The 17,663-nt window shown below is 47.4% G+C and carries 19 protein-coding genes and 1 pseudogene; 18 read left to right on the top strand and 2 right to left on the bottom strand.

The window, feature by feature from the left end:
• Positions 1-110: 110 nt before the first annotated feature.
• The 4 genes and pseudogenes from B0475_RS07865 to B0475_RS07880 form a co-directional block, all read left to right on the top strand.
• Positions 111-638 (top strand): annotated as a pseudogene (locus tag B0475_RS07865) (sigma-70 family RNA polymerase sigma factor); the annotation flags it as partial.
• Positions 635-1,336 carry a DUF3379 family protein gene (locus B0475_RS07870; RefSeq protein ID WP_077411252.1) on the top strand — a complete coding sequence of 234 codons (702 nt, stop codon included), beginning with the start codon at positions 635-637 and terminating at the stop codon, positions 1,334-1,336. The pseudogene B0475_RS07865 and the gene B0475_RS07870, both read left to right, overlap by 4 nt.
• Before the next feature lie 166 nt (positions 1,337-1,502).
• Positions 1,503-3,788: an Ig-like domain-containing protein gene (locus B0475_RS07875; protein WP_077411253.1), complete on the top strand. Its 2,286-nt coding sequence runs from the start codon at positions 1,503-1,505 to the stop codon at positions 3,786-3,788.
• A gap of 4 nt (positions 3,789-3,792) precedes the next feature.
• Entirely contained in the window at positions 3,793-4,080 is a 288-nt protein-coding gene (locus B0475_RS07880; RefSeq protein WP_157892791.1) for an Hpt domain-containing protein, read from the top strand.
• Between the two features lie 300 nt (positions 4,081-4,380).
• Here the strand turns inward: B0475_RS07880 and xrtH are convergent, their stop codons facing one another.
• Positions 4,381-4,911 (bottom strand): exosortase H, encoded by a 531-nt coding sequence (gene xrtH / locus B0475_RS07885; protein WP_077411255.1) that lies wholly within the window; start codon positions 4,909-4,911, stop codon positions 4,381-4,383.
• Positions 4,912-5,187: 276 nt separating this feature from the next.
• Between xrtH and B0475_RS07890 the strand changes: the two genes are divergently transcribed.
• The 6 genes from B0475_RS07890 (at position 5,188) to prmC (ending at position 10,627) form a co-directional block, all read left to right on the top strand.
• Positions 5,188-5,874: a response regulator transcription factor gene (locus B0475_RS07890; RefSeq protein WP_077411256.1), complete on the top strand. Its 687-nt coding sequence runs from the start codon at positions 5,188-5,190 to the stop codon at positions 5,872-5,874.
• Positions 5,858-7,150, top strand: a complete 1,293-nt coding sequence (locus B0475_RS07895) for a sensor histidine kinase (protein WP_198538159.1) — start codon at positions 5,858-5,860, stop codon at positions 7,148-7,150. Before B0475_RS07890 ends, B0475_RS07895 begins: the two co-directional genes overlap by 17 nt.
• Positions 7,151-7,221: 71 nt before the next feature.
• Complete coding sequence (locus tag B0475_RS07900) at positions 7,222-8,766, top strand: ankyrin repeat domain-containing protein (protein ID WP_198538160.1); 1,545 nt, start codon at positions 7,222-7,224, stop codon at positions 8,764-8,766.
• A 4-nt stretch (positions 8,767-8,770) separates the two neighbouring features.
• Positions 8,771-9,307, top strand: coding sequence for an RNA polymerase sigma factor (locus B0475_RS07905; RefSeq protein ID WP_077411259.1), 537 nt, complete (start codon positions 8,771-8,773; stop codon positions 9,305-9,307).
• Positions 9,294-9,791, top strand: a complete 498-nt coding sequence (locus tag B0475_RS07910) for a hypothetical protein (protein ID WP_077411260.1) — start codon at positions 9,294-9,296, stop codon at positions 9,789-9,791. The genes B0475_RS07905 and B0475_RS07910 overlap by 14 nt, the downstream gene beginning before the upstream one ends.
• Before the next feature lie 17 nt (positions 9,792-9,808).
• A complete protein-coding gene (gene prmC / locus B0475_RS07915) occupies positions 9,809-10,627 on the top strand; it encodes a peptide chain release factor N(5)-glutamine methyltransferase (protein WP_077411261.1) in 819 nt (272 codons plus the stop codon).
• Here the strand turns inward: prmC and B0475_RS07920 are convergent, their stop codons facing one another.
• The gene (locus B0475_RS07920; RefSeq protein ID WP_077411262.1) at positions 10,628-10,942 is read right to left on the bottom strand and encodes a DUF962 domain-containing protein; all 315 of its coding nucleotides are present in this window, start codon (positions 10,940-10,942) and stop codon (positions 10,628-10,630) included.
• 70 nt (positions 10,943-11,012) lie between these two features.
• Here B0475_RS07920 and B0475_RS07925 point away from each other — a divergent pair, with 70 nt between their 5' ends.
• From B0475_RS07925 to B0475_RS07955, 8 genes are all read left to right on the top strand, one after another.
• Positions 11,013-12,809 (top strand): ABC transporter substrate-binding protein, encoded by a 1,797-nt coding sequence (locus B0475_RS07925; RefSeq protein ID WP_077411263.1) that lies wholly within the window; start codon positions 11,013-11,015, stop codon positions 12,807-12,809.
• The gene (locus B0475_RS07930; protein ID WP_077411264.1) at positions 12,806-13,789 is read left to right on the top strand and encodes an ABC transporter permease; all 984 of its coding nucleotides are present in this window, start codon (positions 12,806-12,808) and stop codon (positions 13,787-13,789) included. The genes B0475_RS07925 and B0475_RS07930 overlap by 4 nt, the downstream gene beginning before the upstream one ends.
• A 2-nt stretch (positions 13,790-13,791) precedes the next feature.
• Complete coding sequence (locus B0475_RS07935) at positions 13,792-14,664, top strand: ABC transporter permease (protein ID WP_077411265.1); 873 nt, start codon at positions 13,792-13,794, stop codon at positions 14,662-14,664.
• Entirely contained in the window at positions 14,661-15,104 is a 444-nt protein-coding gene (locus B0475_RS07940) for a hypothetical protein (protein WP_077411266.1), read from the top strand. Before B0475_RS07935 ends, B0475_RS07940 begins: the two co-directional genes overlap by 4 nt.
• Positions 15,105-15,258: 154 nt before the next feature.
• Complete coding sequence (locus B0475_RS17640; RefSeq protein ID WP_157892793.1) at positions 15,259-15,462, top strand: hypothetical protein; 204 nt, start codon at positions 15,259-15,261, stop codon at positions 15,460-15,462.
• Positions 15,463-15,468: 6 nt separating this feature from the next.
• On the top strand, positions 15,469-15,840 hold the full coding sequence (locus B0475_RS07945) for a GntR family transcriptional regulator (protein WP_077411267.1): 372 nt from the start codon (positions 15,469-15,471) through the stop codon (positions 15,838-15,840).
• Complete coding sequence (locus tag B0475_RS07950; RefSeq protein ID WP_077411268.1) at positions 15,837-16,694, top strand: ABC transporter ATP-binding protein; 858 nt, start codon at positions 15,837-15,839, stop codon at positions 16,692-16,694. Before B0475_RS07945 ends, B0475_RS07950 begins: the two co-directional genes overlap by 4 nt.
• The gene (locus B0475_RS07955) at positions 16,691-17,641 is read left to right on the top strand and encodes a hypothetical protein (RefSeq protein WP_077411269.1); all 951 of its coding nucleotides are present in this window, start codon (positions 16,691-16,693) and stop codon (positions 17,639-17,641) included. Before B0475_RS07950 ends, B0475_RS07955 begins: the two co-directional genes overlap by 4 nt.
• The last annotated feature ends 22 nt before the right edge of the window (positions 17,642-17,663 follow it).

The raw sequence follows: 17,663 nt of genomic DNA on the forward strand, positions 1-17,663 counted from the left end.
TTCTCTGGGTAAATCGCCATAGCATACAATGATTAAACCCCGAATACAGGTGCCGGAATGAAAAACATGACTAAAGTAATGACTTTTTGTAATGAAAAAACAAAACCAGGGTCTTTATTGCCATGAGTGCGAAAGAACGAAAATTCGACGCCCTGCTGGGCATTTACTATGAGGACCTTTATCGGTTTGCTTATTGGCTCGGTAAAGATGAGCAAATGGCCAGAGACCTGGTTCAGGAAGCTTACCTGAGGGCCTGGCGGGCAATTGATTCACTGAAAGATGAAAAAGCAGCGAAAAGCTGGATCTTTACCATCCTCAGAAGAGAATTCGCCCGTCAGTTTGAAAAAAAGATTCCGCCGATCAACTCCCTGGATGACATGGTCGTTGATGTGGAGGATAAAAACCACACCCAACCGGATGAATTAATGGACATCAACATCACCCGTCAGGCGATGATGAACCTTGAGCCAAAATATGCCGAGCCGTTGATCTTACAAGTCATCGGAGGATTCAGCTGTGATGAAATCGCTGAACAACTGGACATCAGTTCCAGCGCAGTGATGACCCAACTGTTTCGTGCCAGAAAACAACTGACCGCACATTTAAGCAGGGAGAGTAAAATAGGAAACAAAGCATGATGAATTATTTTGAATTTAAAAAAATACTGGATGCCGACCCATATTCACAAAATCCGGATTTCCTGGCAGCCAAAAACAGCGACCTGAGATGCCGCAAAGCCTATCAGCAAGCCATGGAACAGGAAGCAGTGATCAATCAGGCACTGAAGATTCCGGTGCCAGAACACAACATAGAACAGATTCGCTTCCGCCAGTCAGAACACAGACAACGCCAATTCAGAACCCGGTTGCTGGCCATGGCAGCCTCAGTCACCATGGTTTTTGGCGCCAGTCTGTTTTATCTGAGCAATGACCGCTCATCGGAGTTGGAACAATTTATCCAGGATGCCTTACTGATGGAGCCTGCGGTGTACATGTCCGATCAACAAATACCCCAAGCTGAATTGGCTCCGCTGTTTGCCAGCATCAACACAGCACTGGATGGCGATCTCGGCGAAGTCCATTTCATGAAGTTGTGCCCAACCCTCAATGGAAAAGGTGCCCGCATGGTGGTTATGAACGAACTGAACCAGCCCATCACCGTGCTGTACATGCCCAACTCTCCTGTTGAAGAGGCCATCAACATGGAGATGGCAGGTTTCAAAGGTAAAATTGTCGCATTAGAACAAGGGTCTGCAGCCATCATTGCCAGACCTCATGAAAACACTGCACAAATTGAAGCCAGTCTCACCAATAGCCTTAAACCATTGATCAACTGAACCACCACAGACCGTTTCCATCGCGGTCTGTGAATCCCCGCCTCAGCCATCCCGCGGTTCAACCACGCTTTGTGCCTTTTTGTTAAATCAGTCAAATAAGCCATGACTTTGAATTCCCCCGTTGTTAAAATCGCTGTCAGTACATTTTTTTCGACAGGGGATACCCATGAAAAACCACAAAACCACATTGTTGGTGGCTGCCATGATGGCGGCCTGTTCGGCTGGCGCTCAACAGCCAGCAACCGTTTCTGGATCAGAGGATCAGATCAATTTTGCCTATGCCGGTGACGACACCCGTCTGGGAATTGGCATTGACAATGAAGGTGAAATCATTGGTGAATTCCTCAAGTCATTCAACACCAGCTGGCAAAGCAACTGGATGGGAGAGATCTGGCTGTCTGATGGTGCCGGCGGCCTGAAGCTGGACTACCATCGCATCGCAGGTGCCAATGAAAAAGGCGACCTGATTAACAATGAAGACAACATCCGCATCTGGAAGTACTTTGCAGCCATCGACCAGAATACCTTTGATGACCAAAAATTCACCATTGGTTTTGGTTCCGAAGTCAAAGATCGGTTTTGGAACGTCAATTTCAGTTCAGCAGTGACCGGTTCTCGTTTGGTTAACCAATCAAGCAATTCAGTGACCACAGATATTTTTGGTCAACTGGACGGCCGGGACTTTGTCCAGGCACAAACCATTGAGACCATCATCAGAAATTATGAGCACCCCTATGACTGGGGACTGGGTGGCCGGCTCGGCAAATTCTTTGAAGGCTCGCTGGTTCGCTTAACCGGTGGACTTGATTATGAACAGGGTGACTTTGATTCAGATCAATTCACCGGCAGCCTGAGCCTGGAAAAATACTTCAAAAACACCGGACACAGCCTGGCACTGTCAGTGGAACAAATTGAAAAATCCGGAGACTTTGAAACCAACAAATCCGATACCCGCGCCAACCTACTTTACCGCTATGATTTTGGCCAGTCTTACTTGCCGACCACTGTGGACGAAGAAGTTCAGGTGGTTGATGAAGATCGCTTGAAACAATTACAGCTGGACAATCGTCAGCTGGTACAAAACAAAGTTGATTTATCATCCATGGCCTTTTTCGATCTGGATAAATCGGTGATACGAGGTGATGCAGCCGCTGAACTCAAGTCCCTGGTTGAGCAAATCAAGCAAACCGAACTGGCCAGCAGCATCAACATCGTTGGACATACCTGTGACATCGCGTCAGAAAGTTACAACCTTAAACTTTCCAAACGCCGTGCCAACAGCGCCAAAGACTTTTTTGTCGAACATGGCATCAGTGCTGACATCATCCAGACCAACGGCATGGGCGAATCACAACCCGCTTTTGATAACGATGGCCCTGATAAACCCAAAAACCGTCGCGTTGAAATCACTTTCCTGACCATTGAAAACGATTACATTGAGGTTGACATCGCTGATGAAGACATGCCCATGAAATGGGTTAAACGTAAAGTTGATGCTCCTGCTGCCTGGATCAACCGCGCATTGCGTAACCCAGCTCAACACAAACGCACTGTGGATGTTTATAAATACCAGGAAACAGAAACCAACACCACCCTTGGTGAGGTCATCTTTTTAAACGCTGACCCGGTTGCCAATGACGATGGGCTGACCATTGAACGTAATTCCTCAGGTGTGATCATAGATGTCCTGGCCAATGACTCTGACAGCGATGAAGGCGATGTACTGACCATTGAATCTACCACTCAGGCCAGCAACGGCACCGTGGTTAACAACGGCAGCGTACTGACATACGTGCCCAACAATGGCTTCATTGGTTCTGACTCATTCAGTTACACTGTGGTTGACGGAGAAGGTGGATCAGCCACTGCCACCGTTAACATCACCGTGATCAACATTGCCCCGGTCGCTGCTGATGACAGCATCAATGCAGAATCCGGTCAAGCCGTGAACATCACCGTACTTGACAACGATGTGGACCAGGATGGAGGCGTGCTCAGTGTGGTGGGTGTTACCCAACCTGCCAATGGACAGGTTACCATCAACAATGATGGCAGCATCACTTACCTCTCAGCTACTGGCTTTGAAGGCAGCGACAGCTTCACTTACACCATCAGTGATGGTGATGGCGGTGAATCCACGGCGACGGTCAATGTTACGGTGTTGTCACCCAATACGGCACCAGTGGCCAACGATGATGCCTACTTCACCCCCATGAACATCTCACTGACCATCAACCCGCTGGACAATGACACTGATGCCGATGGTGATCTGCTGACACTGGTTTCAGTCAACACCGATGGCGCTCTGGGTTCAGTGATTGATATCAATGCCGATGGCACCATCACCTATGTACCGCCAGCAGACTGGTGTGGACTGGACAGCTTCACTTACACCGTCACTGATGGCCGGGTTCAGGTCACAGCCACCGTTACTGTGGAGGTACTGGACTGACCAAATGAACGAAGCATTACAACAAAAATACCTGGCTTCATTCAATGACAAAATCGAACTCATGGAACAAGCACTTGCCGGTCATGACCGGCAAGTGTTGATCCAAAAGGTTCATCAATTGGCCGGTTCCAGTGGCAGCTATGGCTATGAAACCTTATCAGCACGTTGCACTCAGATCGAAGAGATGTTGATGTCTGATGACTGCAATGATGACCAGCTTGTTGAACTGTTTGAACCATTGCTTACCATGATGAAAGAGTTGTGCAGTAAAAACGTTGATACCGCCGGCTGAACACCCTCCGCAGATAGCAGTTACAGGCATCAACCGCTGATGCAGCAGTCAATCAAATCCGATTGGAACCCATCTATACCGTTACTCAACAACCCAGGCAGATGCTTTTCACAACCCGTGATGAGCATCTTGCTGAACTGAATGCATGCTTCAACTTATTGACTGGTATTACAAACTGCCGGACAAACTGCTCATACGAACAGTTGATATCACACCTGTGGACGCTGTCAAAAGACCTTGTCAGAAAGCAACAATGAATCAAACCAGCGCTCAGACGACCCTGCTACTGATTAGCCGCAATCAGGCGGGTTGTTGTTCCATGTCATCAGCCGGATCGGATTGATTGGGTTGATCCTTTTTGGGCAGATAACGCAACCAGATAAGCCACACCACCAGCGCATCCAGAATGATCAGCGCCTGCCACAAATACAGGTGAAACCAGTCAAACCACACCCGATCCCATTGCAGCAGATAAAACAATGAAATGATGCGCACTGAATTCAAAGCCTGAATGGCAATAAAGCCCCAAAACAACCCTTTGAGTTTGTAGAAAAATGAGGAAGGGAAAGCGACCACAGCCGCAAACAGGATGATCATGGCTTCAACACCATTACACCCGGGGGCAATTTGAATACCTTGATTGGTCACTGCGTCCCTGATCACATCACCTTCGGCAATCACATTGGGGTCAAACAATTGAATCAGCCAACTACAAAAAGTGGCAATCAAAGAGGTAAATGGTAACACCACTGCCTGCCTGACAGGCTCATAAATCTCCAGCATAAACAGACTGACAATGAGGGTCATGAACAGCAATGAAAATCTCAGCATGGGCAGTTAAAGTGGTCAAAAAAAAGCATTGTACCAAAAACCTGAAAACTTTCATCAGGCTAGATTATATGAGCCAGCGATTTACAATCAATTAATCCTTAATTAACGACTTCTTAACAGAAATGTTAGTAGAATTATTTTTAACGTCAGAGTTCTCCAAATAATTTTGACTTTATCTGGGCATCATTTGAATACCCAAGGCGTTTGAGCAAACACCTTGGGTTTTTTTTTGCCAACCCAACAGAAAACCCAACCCAAAAATGAGACCTAAATGTTATGAAAATACTGGTAGTTGAAGACAACACGGACATCGCAGCGAACATCGTTGATTACTTTGAAGACCGCGATCACATCGTTGATTACGCTGGTGATGGCATCACTGGCCTGCACCTGGCCATCACCAATGATTTTGATGTCATCATCCTGGACCTGATGTTACCAGGTATGGATGGCCTTGATTTGTGCAAAAAACTGCGCAAAGATGCCAAGAAAAACACCCCTATCATCATGCTGACAGCCCGCGATACCCTCGAACAAAAACTGGAAGGCTTTGAATTTGGTGCCGATGATTATATGGTCAAACCCTTTGCTTTGCAGGAACTCGAAGCTCGGGTCACCGTACTGGGCAACAGGAAAAAACAAAACCTCAACAGAATCCTCACCGTCGCAGACCTGGAATACAACCTCAACAGCCTCACCGTGAAACGGGATGGCAAACAGCTGAAAATGAACCCCACGGGATTGAAATTATTACAAATCCTCATGGAGGCCAGTCCATATGTGGTTCCCCGTGAAGAACTGGAGGTTAAGGTCTGGGGCGAAGAGATGCCTGACTCTGACTCACTTCGGGTACACATCCACGGCTTGCGAACCACCATCGACAAACCTTTTGACAAAAACCTGATCCATACCAGACATGGCATTGGATACCACGTATCGGACCCGGATGAACTTTCGGAGTAGCATCAAAAGCCGGATCATCATTGGTTTTCTGGCTTTCAGTACATTACTCACCACGGTCTTTGCCATCAGTTCCATCACCATCCGGCAAAGCTTGCAGACTGACCTGATTGCACAAACCATCCAGGAAGACCTGGATGCATATATGCTGCGGGTCAGTGGCAACCCACAGGTCATCAGTGAAGAACCGGTTTCCAACAATGTGGTGGGCATCATCACCACGCCGGATAATTTTCACCTGGACCTGCCACTGCATTATGCCGACCTGGATGAAGGGACACATGTCCTTCAGGAAGACAGTAAAACCTATATTGTGGCGGTGAACAAACGACACCAGGTGGATGACCAGCCAGTCTGGGGTTACATCAAATACGACATCAGCCACATGGGACAGAACAACCAACCACTGTTGATGGCTTTTGCGCTGATGTTTCTGGTGTTTCTGTTGTTGGCTTATTTACTCGCCATTTATGTGTCAAAAAAAGCGCTCAAACCTTTGAGCAAACTGGCCGCGAAACTGGAAAACCTGTCCAATGACATCCACATTGAACCATTGGCACCCCACTTTCATGAAGATGAAGTCGGTCAGATTGCCAAAGCACTGGATGCCTATGCACAGAAACTCACTGATTACGTTATTCGCGACAAAGAATTCAATGCCGACGTCAGTCATGAACTGAGGACCCCGCTGACTGTCATTCGCAGTACCGTTGAATTGATCAAATCCAACCCCAAAATCACCACCAAAGAACTGGATCGCATCAACCGCATTGAACGGGCTGCCAAACAATCATCTGAACTGACCGAAACCCTGCTGCTACTGGCCAGGGAGGAACGCAAGGAACATCCTGGGCACGAACGAACCCAGCCGGGACTGATCATCCGTAGCATCCTGGAGGGGTTTGAGCCCACATTGAAACTGAAACCGGTAAAAACCAAAATCACTGAGAATGACTGGTTACAGGTCAAGGCGCCAGAATCGGTGGTTTCTGTTGTGCTGAGCAACCTGATCGGCAATGCCATCAAATACACCACCGAAGGGACTGTGCACATCATTTTGAACAAAGACCACATCATTGTGGAAGATGAGGGGATTGGGGTCAATGAATCTGAGCTGCCCAAGCTTTTTGATCGGCATTACCGGGTCGGCAAGTCCAACAGCAAAGGATCGGGCCTTGGATTAGCTATCGTCAAAAGGTTATGCGACCTGTATAATTGGGACATTGAAATCAAACGCAACAACACGACTGGTTTATCAGCCAAACTCACATTCCGTTGAATGGCAGTATGGCCTGGCCATGGTGATTAGCCCATTGCATGCAGCAGACACGACTTATACGGACGAATCAAGTGAACCAAAGACTTTCTGAATCAGCCAGAAAAATCATACAGTGCTGCCGCCAGGGAGATGTTGATCAGTTACAAAAACTGCTCAACAGCGGGGTGGACATCAATGACGTCAGTCATGGCGATTTCGTGCCATTGAACACAGCTCTGAAACATGGCCGCTGGAAAATTGCCCGTTATTTGTTACAACAAAATGCCGTACCCGGACATGCCGACCAACCCGCGCTGATCGCGGCCACCCAGTATCCCAAAGACATGACCACCGGGATTGAATTGATCTTCAGACACACTGGCAACCTGGATGTAACCGACAAAAACGGCCGCACGGCATTGATGACGGCCTGTCTGCTGGGACATGAAAAGAAAGTCAAGTTTCTGTTACAGGACACCGACAACATTCAGGCCAGGGATGAAATGGGTATGAGTGCATTCCTTGATGCCATCATCAGCCAATCTCCCAGCATTGTTGAGACCCTCATTGCCCGAGGCGTTGATGTTCACGAAACCAATCTTGAAGGGGACAATGCCCTGATGATTGCCATTCAGACCCCGACACCCAACATCAAAGTCATCAAACGGTTGCTGGAAGAAGATGTGGACTGCTGCCATAAAAACCAGCATGGCCGCACGGCATTTGATGTGGCTGCCAGAAAACACCCACACATTCAAAAATTATTTGTCACCAAACTGGAGGCCGATAAACAGCTGGAATTGCCGTTGTTTGACACCGGTGAAAAACAATCCATCGATGAAAACCCCCGCCCCACCAAAGCAGTACCTCAGGACAAAAACACCCCCAAAGCCAGCGCATTCCCCACAGAGGCCTGGTTCTCTGCGGTATCAGGTGGTAACCTAGGCAAATTAAATCAACTGCGCATGAAAGGGACACCAATCGATGTCACCGATGACAAAGGGTGTACCGCCCTGATTCATGCAGCCGGCAAAGGCTTGCGGGCTGTGGCCTCATATTTATTACAGAACGGGGCGAGCCCCGAACACCGATCTAAAAATGGCAGCACCGCTTTGTCCAGTGCCATCATCAGTAACTCTCGGGCAGTGGTCGGTTTGCTATTGAATCATGGTGCAGATCCCTGCAAAACCGGACCCGGGGGCTACCCATATGCCTCCTTGGCAGCCGCACAGTGGAATGAAGATTGCCTCAGCTTACTGCTGCAGTCGGGAGCCTCAATCAACACCACAGATGCCCACGGCATGTCCTTGTTTCATCATGTGGCCATTGCCGCAGAGTATTATGTACAAACTGCACGAGCCAAAGGCACAATGCGATTGTTGGCCCAGAACCAACTGGACATCAATCAAATAAACCAACAAGGCAACACCTGCCTGCATGTTTTGTGTGGCGCACATAAAACCAGTTATCACTTGGATGATGACAGCCACCTGGCCAACATTGTTCATGAAGCACTGAAACTGGGAGCCAACCCGAAAGCCACCAATCACCAGGGTTTCACTGCTCTGCAATACGCCAAAAAGCATCGATTACTGAACACCAAGGGAGTGATTTTGTCTGTCCTTGACGCCTGGTAATCCGATGAACCGTCATCAGCTACAAGCCATTTTTTTGCAACACCGACACCTCATTGAGCAGGCGGTGAATAGCAAGAACATCCGCATATCCGGGGTCACCGCCGATGATGTGATTCAGGAAACGTCCATCAGAATATTTAATGTCATAAAAAGTGACCGACAAATCGATAACATGTCGTCATATATATACAGAACGGTGGCAAATGTCATTGTAGATCTGGCCAGAAAGAACAACAAGCACCAGGAACATGAGTGGATTGTTGATGCAACGGAAGATCATTCCGAATGGCAACTTGATGACCAGAACCCGGCTGATGAGCTGGCTGGAGAGGAATTACATAAAACCATTTCCGCAGCCATCGAATCATTACCGGAAAGCCGCAGAATTGCGGTCAAAATGAGATTACAGGGTTATACCATCGCAGAAATGTCTGAATTAACCGGATGGCCGTATTACAAAGCGGAAAACTTATCCAAAAGGTCAATGAAGGCACTGCGGGATCAACTGAAAAAGTCAGGCGTAGATTATGAAATTAACTGAACAACAATTGGCTCAGCTGATGAGCCAGAAAAGCACTCAAAACAACCAGCAGGCGGTACAGGCCAGTGATTGTCTGGATGCCAGCCCTGCTTCTTCAGAACGCCTCAGACAGGCTGAAAAACTACTGGATAACCACACCACCGCGCAGGCCATGAAAGCCGCTTTGGCCGCCAAACCCTGGGCACAGGCCGTGGCCAGTGATGTACAGCACAGACAACAGTCCTGGGTAATTCGCCTGCTGAATGGCTCTGCCATGAAATGGGGAATGACTGCTGCTGCATTCGCATTTGTGGCCATGGTAGCAGTACCACAACTCAATCAATCTGTTGAACAAAGTTTGCCCCTGACAGATCAGAATGTCGCCAATGACATGATCAACAGCGGTCATTTCGATGCACCAGTTTCTGATCAGTTGAATTCAGGTGGTTTTGAGCCGGTTGACAGATCCTCCAAAGACCGGGTATCTCAACATTCGTTTGGCTGAACACTGAAACTGGCCGAATGCGCATATCTGACTGGATTGAACACCAGTCCAAATTCAATGAATCGATCAACACCAGCGACCTGAATCAGCTGCTGTGCCATGTGCTGTCTGTCAATACAGCCTGGTTGATGGGCCACCAGGACACCAGCCTGGCGCCAACAGAACTGACCCGTCTTGAAGAACTTGCCAGCCAGCTCTGTGAAGGCCGGCCCCTGAACTACCTGACTGGAACCAGGGCCTTTTGGGATGTGGAGCTTAAAGTCAATGAACACACCCTAGTACCTCGTCCGGACACGGAAACACTGATTGAAGCCATTTTGGACAAACACCTCATGCCAGACAACATACTCGATCTGGGTACCGGCAGCGGTGCGCTGGCCATCGTTTTGGCCCGATTGTTTACCAAAGCCAGTGTGTTGGCCACTGATGTTTCAGCACATGCACTGGAAGTGGCCGCGCAAAACCGTGATATTTTGCAAGTAAGCAACCTGGAATTGCAGCAATCAAACTGGTTTGAAGCCATTCCGAATCAGCTGTTTGACCTGATTGTAAGTAATCCCCCCTACATCGCTGCCGATGATCCACACCTGAATGACTTGATCCATGAACCCATCACCGCTCTGGTGGCAGGGAAAGACGGACTGGACGCCTACCGGGACATTTGTCAGCATGCGGGCAGGTATTTGCAGAAAATGGGCTGGCTGTTCTTTGAGCATGGCTGGCAACAACATCAGCAGGTGGCTGGATTATTACAACAGGCTGGCTTTACAGAGATCAGTTCCACAGCTGATATTCAGGGGCATCTGCGCGTCACCATGGGCCGCTGGCCCGGGTAATCAGAATTTAAGTTTCCCGGTCAGCACCTGCCAGAACATCACCCAATCGCCTGCCAGACTGTATAAAGGGTATTTGAATGTTGCCGGCTTGTTCTTCTCAAAAAAGAAATGACCCACCCAGGCAAATCCATAACCAATCACCGGTAAAGACCACAACAAGACCCATCGACCTGAGAAGATGCTTGCCACCAGTACCACCAACACCAGAAAAGAACCGATCACATGCAATCGACGGCTGGTTCGATGACGGTGTTCAGACAGGTAATAAGGATAAAACTCCCGGAAACTTTGGAAAGATTGTTGTGGCTCATTCATCTCTTCAGTTTACCATACCTGAGCCAGGGGTTATAATTATTGACCCACACAATCAGTTCAGTATCGTCAGATGTTATCTAAATTATTGTGGCCGGTGCTTTTCCTGGGTATGCTGGCTGGCTGTCAACAACAGGACAATTCCCTTGGAGAAACCACTTCTTCGATCATTGATGGGCGAAAAATCTACCGCCATTCCGAAGATGGCAAACCCACCAGTCTGGACCCCATCAAGGCGTCCACCGTTTACAGCAACATGATGGCGGTGAACATCTTTGATACACTGTATGCATATAAATACCTGCAACGTCCTTACGAATTAAAACCCAACCTGGCTGCTGATTTTCCACAAGTCAGTGATGATGGATTGGTATACACGATCCAACTCAAACCCGGTAACAGCTTTACCGACCACCCGGCTTTCAAAGATGGCATAGGCAGAAATGTAACGGCCAGTGACTTTGTTTATTCTATTCTGCGGTCCTTTGACCCCCTCAATGGCGGCACAGGCGCCTGGTTATGGCAAGGAAAAATCGTTGGGATTGATGAATGGAAAACCAATGGTGCCAATTATGATCAACCGCCATCCGGCCTGCTTGCTGTTGATGATCTGACCATCAGAATAACCCTCACACAGCCCTACCCGCAATTGGTGTATACCCTGGCCATGGGCTTCTCAGGTATCACCCCCAGGGAAGTGGTTGAAACTTTGGGTCAAGAATTTGGTTCACGCCCAATTGGCTCAGGACCATTCGTGCTTGACTCCTTTGACGCCGATGTGGCCTATCTCAGCAAAAATCCTGGATATCGCCAGGAAACCCTGGATATTTACGCCGAGGGTTACCTGCCCGAACGGCATGCCGGCCTGGGCCTGGAATCCCTGCATGGTAAAACCCCACCGTTCATTGATCAGCTGGAGGTTCATTTCATCAAAGAAAATGCCTCTCGCTGGAATTCATTCACCAAAGGAAATGAAATCCAATACACCACGGTGCCCAAGGATAAACAAAACACCGTACTGGTCAGTGCCGATCCGATCACCCTACACCCTTTGATTGAAGACAATTACCACAGCAGTTATGGCATGGAAGCCGGCTTTGTTTATCATGGATTTAACATGCTTGATCCAGTGTTTGGACAAACCGGTGATCCTCAACATGATGCCCGCAGTAAGGCTTTGCGTTGCGCCATCAGAAAAGCCCACAACTGGGATCAAAAAAACCGGGCCTTTTACTTTGGTCTGGGTTCAGTATTTCCTGGCATCATACCCCCAAGCGTCCCTGAATTTAATGCAGAATTATCAATGGAATCAGTCTCACTTGACATTCCTGGTGCCCTTGATTTATTGGCCGAACATAACTGGAATGATCAAAACCTGCCTGATTTTGAATACCACGTCACCGGCAGTGTCCTACAAAAACAATTTTTTGAGCAAATGCGCGGCTTCCTCAATAAAATCAATTACCCAACCAATAAAATCAAATACCAGCCGTATCCCAGCTTTGGTAACTTCAACAAAGCCGTCAAAAACCGTCAGGCTCCTTTCTTTTTCATGGCCTGGACATTGGATTACCCGGATGCGGAGAACACCCTTCAGCTGTTTTACGGACCAAACCAAACCCCTGGATCCAATAACTTCAATTACCAAAACCCTGAGTTTGACCAACTCTATGAAGCCAGCAGCGTGATGCTGCCCTCACCTGAGCGAACCGCACTTTATCAACAAATGAATCAAATGGTGATCGATGATTGTGTGGTAATTTCAGGCTTGTCCCGCAAAAAAATCAACCTGTGGCACAAAAATGTCATCACCTATCCGGACCGGGAAATTGTGGGTGGATATCATTTGAAGTATGTTGATGTGAAATGAATCATTATCTCAGATTTGTGTTGCACAAACTGATTGAGGGCATACCGCTGATTCTTGGCGTCACCCTGGTTTCCTTTGTTTTGATGGTTTATTTTGGTCCTGATCTGACCTATGAATTACTGGGCAAAAATCCCTCTGAAAGTGACATCATTGAAGTAAGGCAGATGCTGGGTTACGACCAACCATTCTGGTGGCGGTATCTGGCTTATCTGCAGGAATTGCTGACTTTTGATTTCGGTTTGTCAATGGTTAAAGACCAACCTGTGGCAGACATGTTAAGCCGGGCCATACCGGTATCACTGGCGTTGATGTTGCCAGGATTTGTGCTGGGAAATTTGTTGGCAGTGATGCTTGCCATGGCAGCCGCCAGACACCGCGGAGCTTGGCAAGACCGGGCCATCATGAGTGGTGCCGTTCTGGGCATGAGTATTTCTTTTCTGGTGATCATCATCGCCTTTCAGGTAATTTTTGCTTCCAGTTACGGACTCAACTGGTTTCCGGTTCGCGGCTGGCAGGTTCAGGATGCCCAAGGTCAATTCAACACGATGGCCTATCTGAACCACGTCACAGTTCCTACCCTGGCCACTGTGTTTGTCTCATTGGGTTACAACACTCGATTCTACCGTGCTGTGCTGGTCGAGGAGTTACACAAAGATCACATCACCACCGCCACAGCTTATGGTCACAAGCCTGTCACCATCATGTACAAATACATGCTCAAGAACGCACTGATACCCATCATCACCAGGGTCATGTTCTCCATACCAATGATTGTCATCAGTGGGTCTTTGTTGATTGAAAGTTATTTCGGCATTCCCGGAATCGGTTTGATCACCTACGAAGCGATCATGGCTGGTGATCAACCAGTACTCAAAGCCGTTGTCGGGCTGACAGCGGTGTTATTTGTGGTGGTGCTGATGGTGGCTGAAATACTGTACCAACTGGCTGACCCAAGAATCAATGGAGGCTCAGGCACGTGAACATGCTGTCCTATTCATCTTCAACCAACAGCTTATGGGCGATGGCCTGGCATCAATTAAAAAAAGACCGCGCCGGCATAGCAGGTCTGGTGATTGTGATGTTATTTTTATTCATCTCGACAGGGGTCTGGCTTGGTTTATGGGGCAATGGCTGGAGTGATACCAGCGCCCAATTCAATGCCCACCCGTCAACATCCCACTGGTTTGGTACCAATGCCATCGGACAGGACATCGCAGCACGAGGTATCTATGCCACCAAAGTGGCTTTTGAAGTGGGTCTGTTGGTTACCCTGGCCTCATTGTTACTGGGCCTGATCGCCGGCACTTTATCTGGCTTTAAAGCCAACAGCAAAACCGACAGCCTGATTTTATGGGTCATGGGTGTCCTGGATTCAATCCCATTTTATTTATTTGTTGCCGCAGTTGCCTATGCGCTGAAACAACATCTGTTTGCCATGCACCTGGCTATGATTGCCGTATTCTGGACCAGTATTGCGAGGGTCATTCGCAGTGAAGTGATACGCATCAAGAACATGGAGTACGTTGAAGCCGGTGAAGCCATTGGCTTATCTCATTTCAAAATTGTCCTCAACCACATCATCCCTAACACCACACATCTGTTACTGGTCCAAGGTACATTGATCTTCGTCTCAGCCATTAAAACTGAAGTCATCCTCAGCTTCCTCGGATTAGGTATCAAAGAAGGAATCAGCTGGGGATTGATGATAGCCGAATCAACCCAGGACATTCAGGCTGGCCATTTTGCCAATTTCATCACCGCTTCAGGTTTATTATTCTTGCTGGTGATGGGCTTTAATCTGTTGTCCGACGCATTACAGGACGCCCTGGACCCTAAATCAATTGGAAAATCATGAAAAAAATCTTAACCCTCATCATCACCACCTCACTTGTGTTGGCCGCTTGCGGACAAAGGGCTCCGCGCAAAGACCTTTCAAACTTACCCAGCCTGATTCAAATCATCAGCTTGGACTTCCGGCAGAATGAAGTTCGTCTGCGGGTTTCCCACCGCAATCGGGCCACCCGAATGGATAACCAACTCAGCTGTCAACTGGCCATCAAAGACCAACAGGCCATTCAAATCAATTCGATGACCCTGCCTGATCTGACCACTTATGCCACAGAAACCATCACCACACAACTGCCCTTGTCATCATTGAACATGGATCACGATGATGGCAACGAGTTACCTTACGTGCTGGATTGTTTTTTGTTTTCCAGCAACTTCAGAAAAGAACAGGTCATTACCCGGGCCAGTTTGTACCCTGTACCTGGAAATAATGGTACTTATCGTTGATAAGCGACCGTTTTCCAACTGCTAAAAATCACTTATTATCATATATATCATACACATAGATAACATATGACTGTGATGCATGACCATTGGCATACTTGACTATTTTAGTAGTGTTGTAGTAAAGTATAACACCTAAGACAAAGCGGGTAAGATCATGTATCAATTCATTAAAAATTTAATCGCAGCAGCCATCTTATTTGGCGCGATGATCACTTCAGTGGCATTGAGTTATGCCATCTCACCAGGAGAGCCAGCAGTTAACAAGCCGGTACAGATTGAAGCCAAGTTGAAAATAAGCAAAAAAAAAACCAGCAACCATTTTAATGATTCTTTAAATTTATTAATTCCAAAGGTGTAAGCTGATATGAGTTTCCAGTGGAACGACAAAGAACCCATTTACCTGCAGTTAAAGGATAAAATCAAAGAAATGATCCTCTCAGGTGACATCACTGAAGGTGAAGCATTGCCTTCAGTCAGGCAAGTTGCCATTGAATACAAAGTGAACCCCATCACCGTATCAAAATCTTACCAGATACTGGTCGATGAACAACTGGTCGAAAAGAAACGCGGCCTGGGAATGTTTGTTCAGGACGGGGCAATGAACAAATTGCAAGTCAATGAAAATGAACAATTCATCAATGAAGACTGGCCAAGAATTCTGACCAAGATTCAACATTTAAACTTAGATACCAATTACTTAATCAACTCGCTAAAAGAGATCGGGAGAAATCAATGAGTCATATCTTATCGGCGCAAAACGTCAATAAAAAATTTGGCAGCTTTCAGGCCTTAAAGTCAGTCAATCTCAATATTGATAAAGGTAAAATTGTGGGCTTGATCGGTCCCAATGGCGCAGGCAAAACCACGCTGTTGAAATCTGTCCTGGGACTGGACTCATGTGAAGGAGACCTCAAAGTTCTGGGTATTGACCCATTCAAGAAAAGGGCTGATCTGATGAAGGAAATCTGCTTCATTGCAGATGTGGCTGTGTTACCCAAATGGATCAAAGTGGAGCAGTTATTACATTTCACCGAACAAACCCACCCTAATTTTTCCGTGGAACAGGCCAAACAATTTCTGGCAAAGACAAAAATCAAGATGACCCACAAAGTCAAGGAATTATCCAAAGGCATGACCGCACAATTGCATTTGGCGATTGTGATGTCCATCAATGCCAAATTGCTGGTACTGGATGAACCAACCCTGGGACTGGACATCCTGTTCAGAAAACAATTCTATGACAACCTGCTCAATGACTATTTTGACAATGAACGCACCATCATCATCACCACCCACCAGGTGGAAGAAATCGAACACATCCTCACCGATGTGGTGTTCATCCGCGAGGGTGAAATCGTCCTCGATGCCAACATGGATGAATTGACCAGTTCATACTTTGAAGTGATGGTCAATCAGGACAATTATGAAGCAGCGTTGGCACACAAACCACTGACCATGCGCAAAGTGTTTGGTAAACACATCATGCTGTTTCATGCCCATTCACGGGAAGAAATCGAGTTATTGGGAGAAGTTCAGAGGCCTTCTGTTTCTGACTTATTTGTGGCCTTGATGCAGGAGGAGTCAGCATGAATACATTCAAAGCTTTATTGATGCGCGAGTATTGGGAACACCGGGGTGCGTTTCTGAAAACACCCTTGATCATCGGCGCCATCACCATTGTGATCTTGTTATTGGCATACTTCACCACTGAACGATTTGATCTGAAGATCAACAGCGGACAAGCCATTGAACTGGGTGCCAAACAACTGGAAAACATTGATCCTGAAAAAATCACCTCAGCACTGGATATCTTTATGTTGTCCACCGGATCCTTGTATCATTTTGTGTTGTTCATAGTGATCTTTTTCTTTTTGCTTGGTAGTTTGTATGATGACCGCAAAGACGGCAGCATCCTGTTCTGGAAATCCCTGCCAGTCTCTGATCTGCAAACCGTGATGTCGAAGCTGGTCACAGCAATCATAGTGGTGCCACTGATGTTCACGGCCTGCCTGATCATCAGTCACCTGGCGTTTTATCTGGTGCTGAGTGTGTTGCTGTTATTCAATGGCGTCAACCCATTCACCTTGCTGTGGGCCAATATCGATTACATCAATAACTGGGGTGCCTTTCTGATCGGTTGTCTGGCACAGGCGGCCTGGGCCTTACCAATTTATGGCTGGTTACTTTTTGCTTCTTCATTTTCAAAACGAAGACCCTTTCTGTTGGCCGTGTTTGCCCCCTTACTGGCTGGATTTGTCTGGTACTGGTACAACGCGATCGTAGAATTCAATGTGTTAAAGATTGGGGTCTTGAAAACCATCGGGGTTCTGATGGCTAAAGCCACCACTCCATTTACCTCAGGACTGGGCTTTGACTTCGAAAACGTAGATTTTGATCCCACGCAACAAACCAATCTGGAACTGATCAGAACCATGCTCAATGGTTTGACCAGCAGCAATATCTATTACGGCCTGTTGTTTGCCGCAGTGGTCATTGCCCTGGCGGTTTATGTCAGGAGATTCAGAAACACCACTTGATGGGTGGTTTAAAAAGAGGCTT

The organism is Marinicella sediminis (assembly GCF_002000055.1).
GTDB classification, from domain to species: Bacteria; Pseudomonadota; Gammaproteobacteria; order Xanthomonadales; family Marinicellaceae; genus Marinicella; species Marinicella sediminis.

Bases quoted from the DNA above. Each gene is read 5' to 3' on its own strand.
- B0475_RS07890 (WP_077411256.1), top strand. From the start codon at position 5,188: ATGAAAATACTGGTAGTTGAAGACAACACGGACATCGCAGCGAACATC.
- B0475_RS07920 (WP_077411262.1), bottom strand. From the start codon at position 10,942: ATGAATGAGCCACAACAATCTTTCCAAAGTTTCCGGGAGTTTTATCCT.
- B0475_RS07895 (WP_198538159.1), top strand. From the start codon at position 5,858: ATGAACTTTCGGAGTAGCATCAAAAGCCGGATCATCATTGGTTTTCTG.
- B0475_RS07905 (WP_077411259.1), top strand. From the start codon at position 8,771: ATGAACCGTCATCAGCTACAAGCCATTTTTTTGCAACACCGACACCTC.
- B0475_RS07945 (WP_077411267.1), top strand. From the start codon at position 15,469: ATGAGTTTCCAGTGGAACGACAAAGAACCCATTTACCTGCAGTTAAAG.
- B0475_RS07950 (WP_077411268.1), top strand. From the start codon at position 15,837: ATGAGTCATATCTTATCGGCGCAAAACGTCAATAAAAAATTTGGCAGC.
- B0475_RS07925 (WP_077411263.1), top strand. From the start codon at position 11,013: ATGTTATCTAAATTATTGTGGCCGGTGCTTTTCCTGGGTATGCTGGCT.
- B0475_RS07875 (WP_077411253.1), top strand. From the start codon at position 1,503: ATGAAAAACCACAAAACCACATTGTTGGTGGCTGCCATGATGGCGGCC.
- B0475_RS07930 (WP_077411264.1), top strand. From the start codon at position 12,806: ATGAATCATTATCTCAGATTTGTGTTGCACAAACTGATTGAGGGCATA.
- B0475_RS07910 (WP_077411260.1), top strand. From the start codon at position 9,294: ATGAAATTAACTGAACAACAATTGGCTCAGCTGATGAGCCAGAAAAGC.
- B0475_RS07955 (WP_077411269.1), top strand. From the start codon at position 16,691: ATGAATACATTCAAAGCTTTATTGATGCGCGAGTATTGGGAACACCGG.
- B0475_RS07870 (WP_077411252.1), top strand. From the start codon at position 635: ATGATGAATTATTTTGAATTTAAAAAAATACTGGATGCCGACCCATAT.
- prmC (WP_077411261.1), top strand. From the start codon at position 9,809: ATGCGCATATCTGACTGGATTGAACACCAGTCCAAATTCAATGAATCG.
- B0475_RS17640 (WP_157892793.1), top strand. From the start codon at position 15,259: ATGTATCAATTCATTAAAAATTTAATCGCAGCAGCCATCTTATTTGGC.
- B0475_RS07880 (WP_157892791.1), top strand. From the start codon at position 3,793: ATGAACGAAGCATTACAACAAAAATACCTGGCTTCATTCAATGACAAA.
- B0475_RS07940 (WP_077411266.1), top strand. From the start codon at position 14,661: ATGAAAAAAATCTTAACCCTCATCATCACCACCTCACTTGTGTTGGCC.
- B0475_RS07935 (WP_077411265.1), top strand. From the start codon at position 13,792: ATGCTGTCCTATTCATCTTCAACCAACAGCTTATGGGCGATGGCCTGG.
- xrtH (WP_077411255.1), bottom strand. From the start codon at position 4,911: ATGCTGAGATTTTCATTGCTGTTCATGACCCTCATTGTCAGTCTGTTT.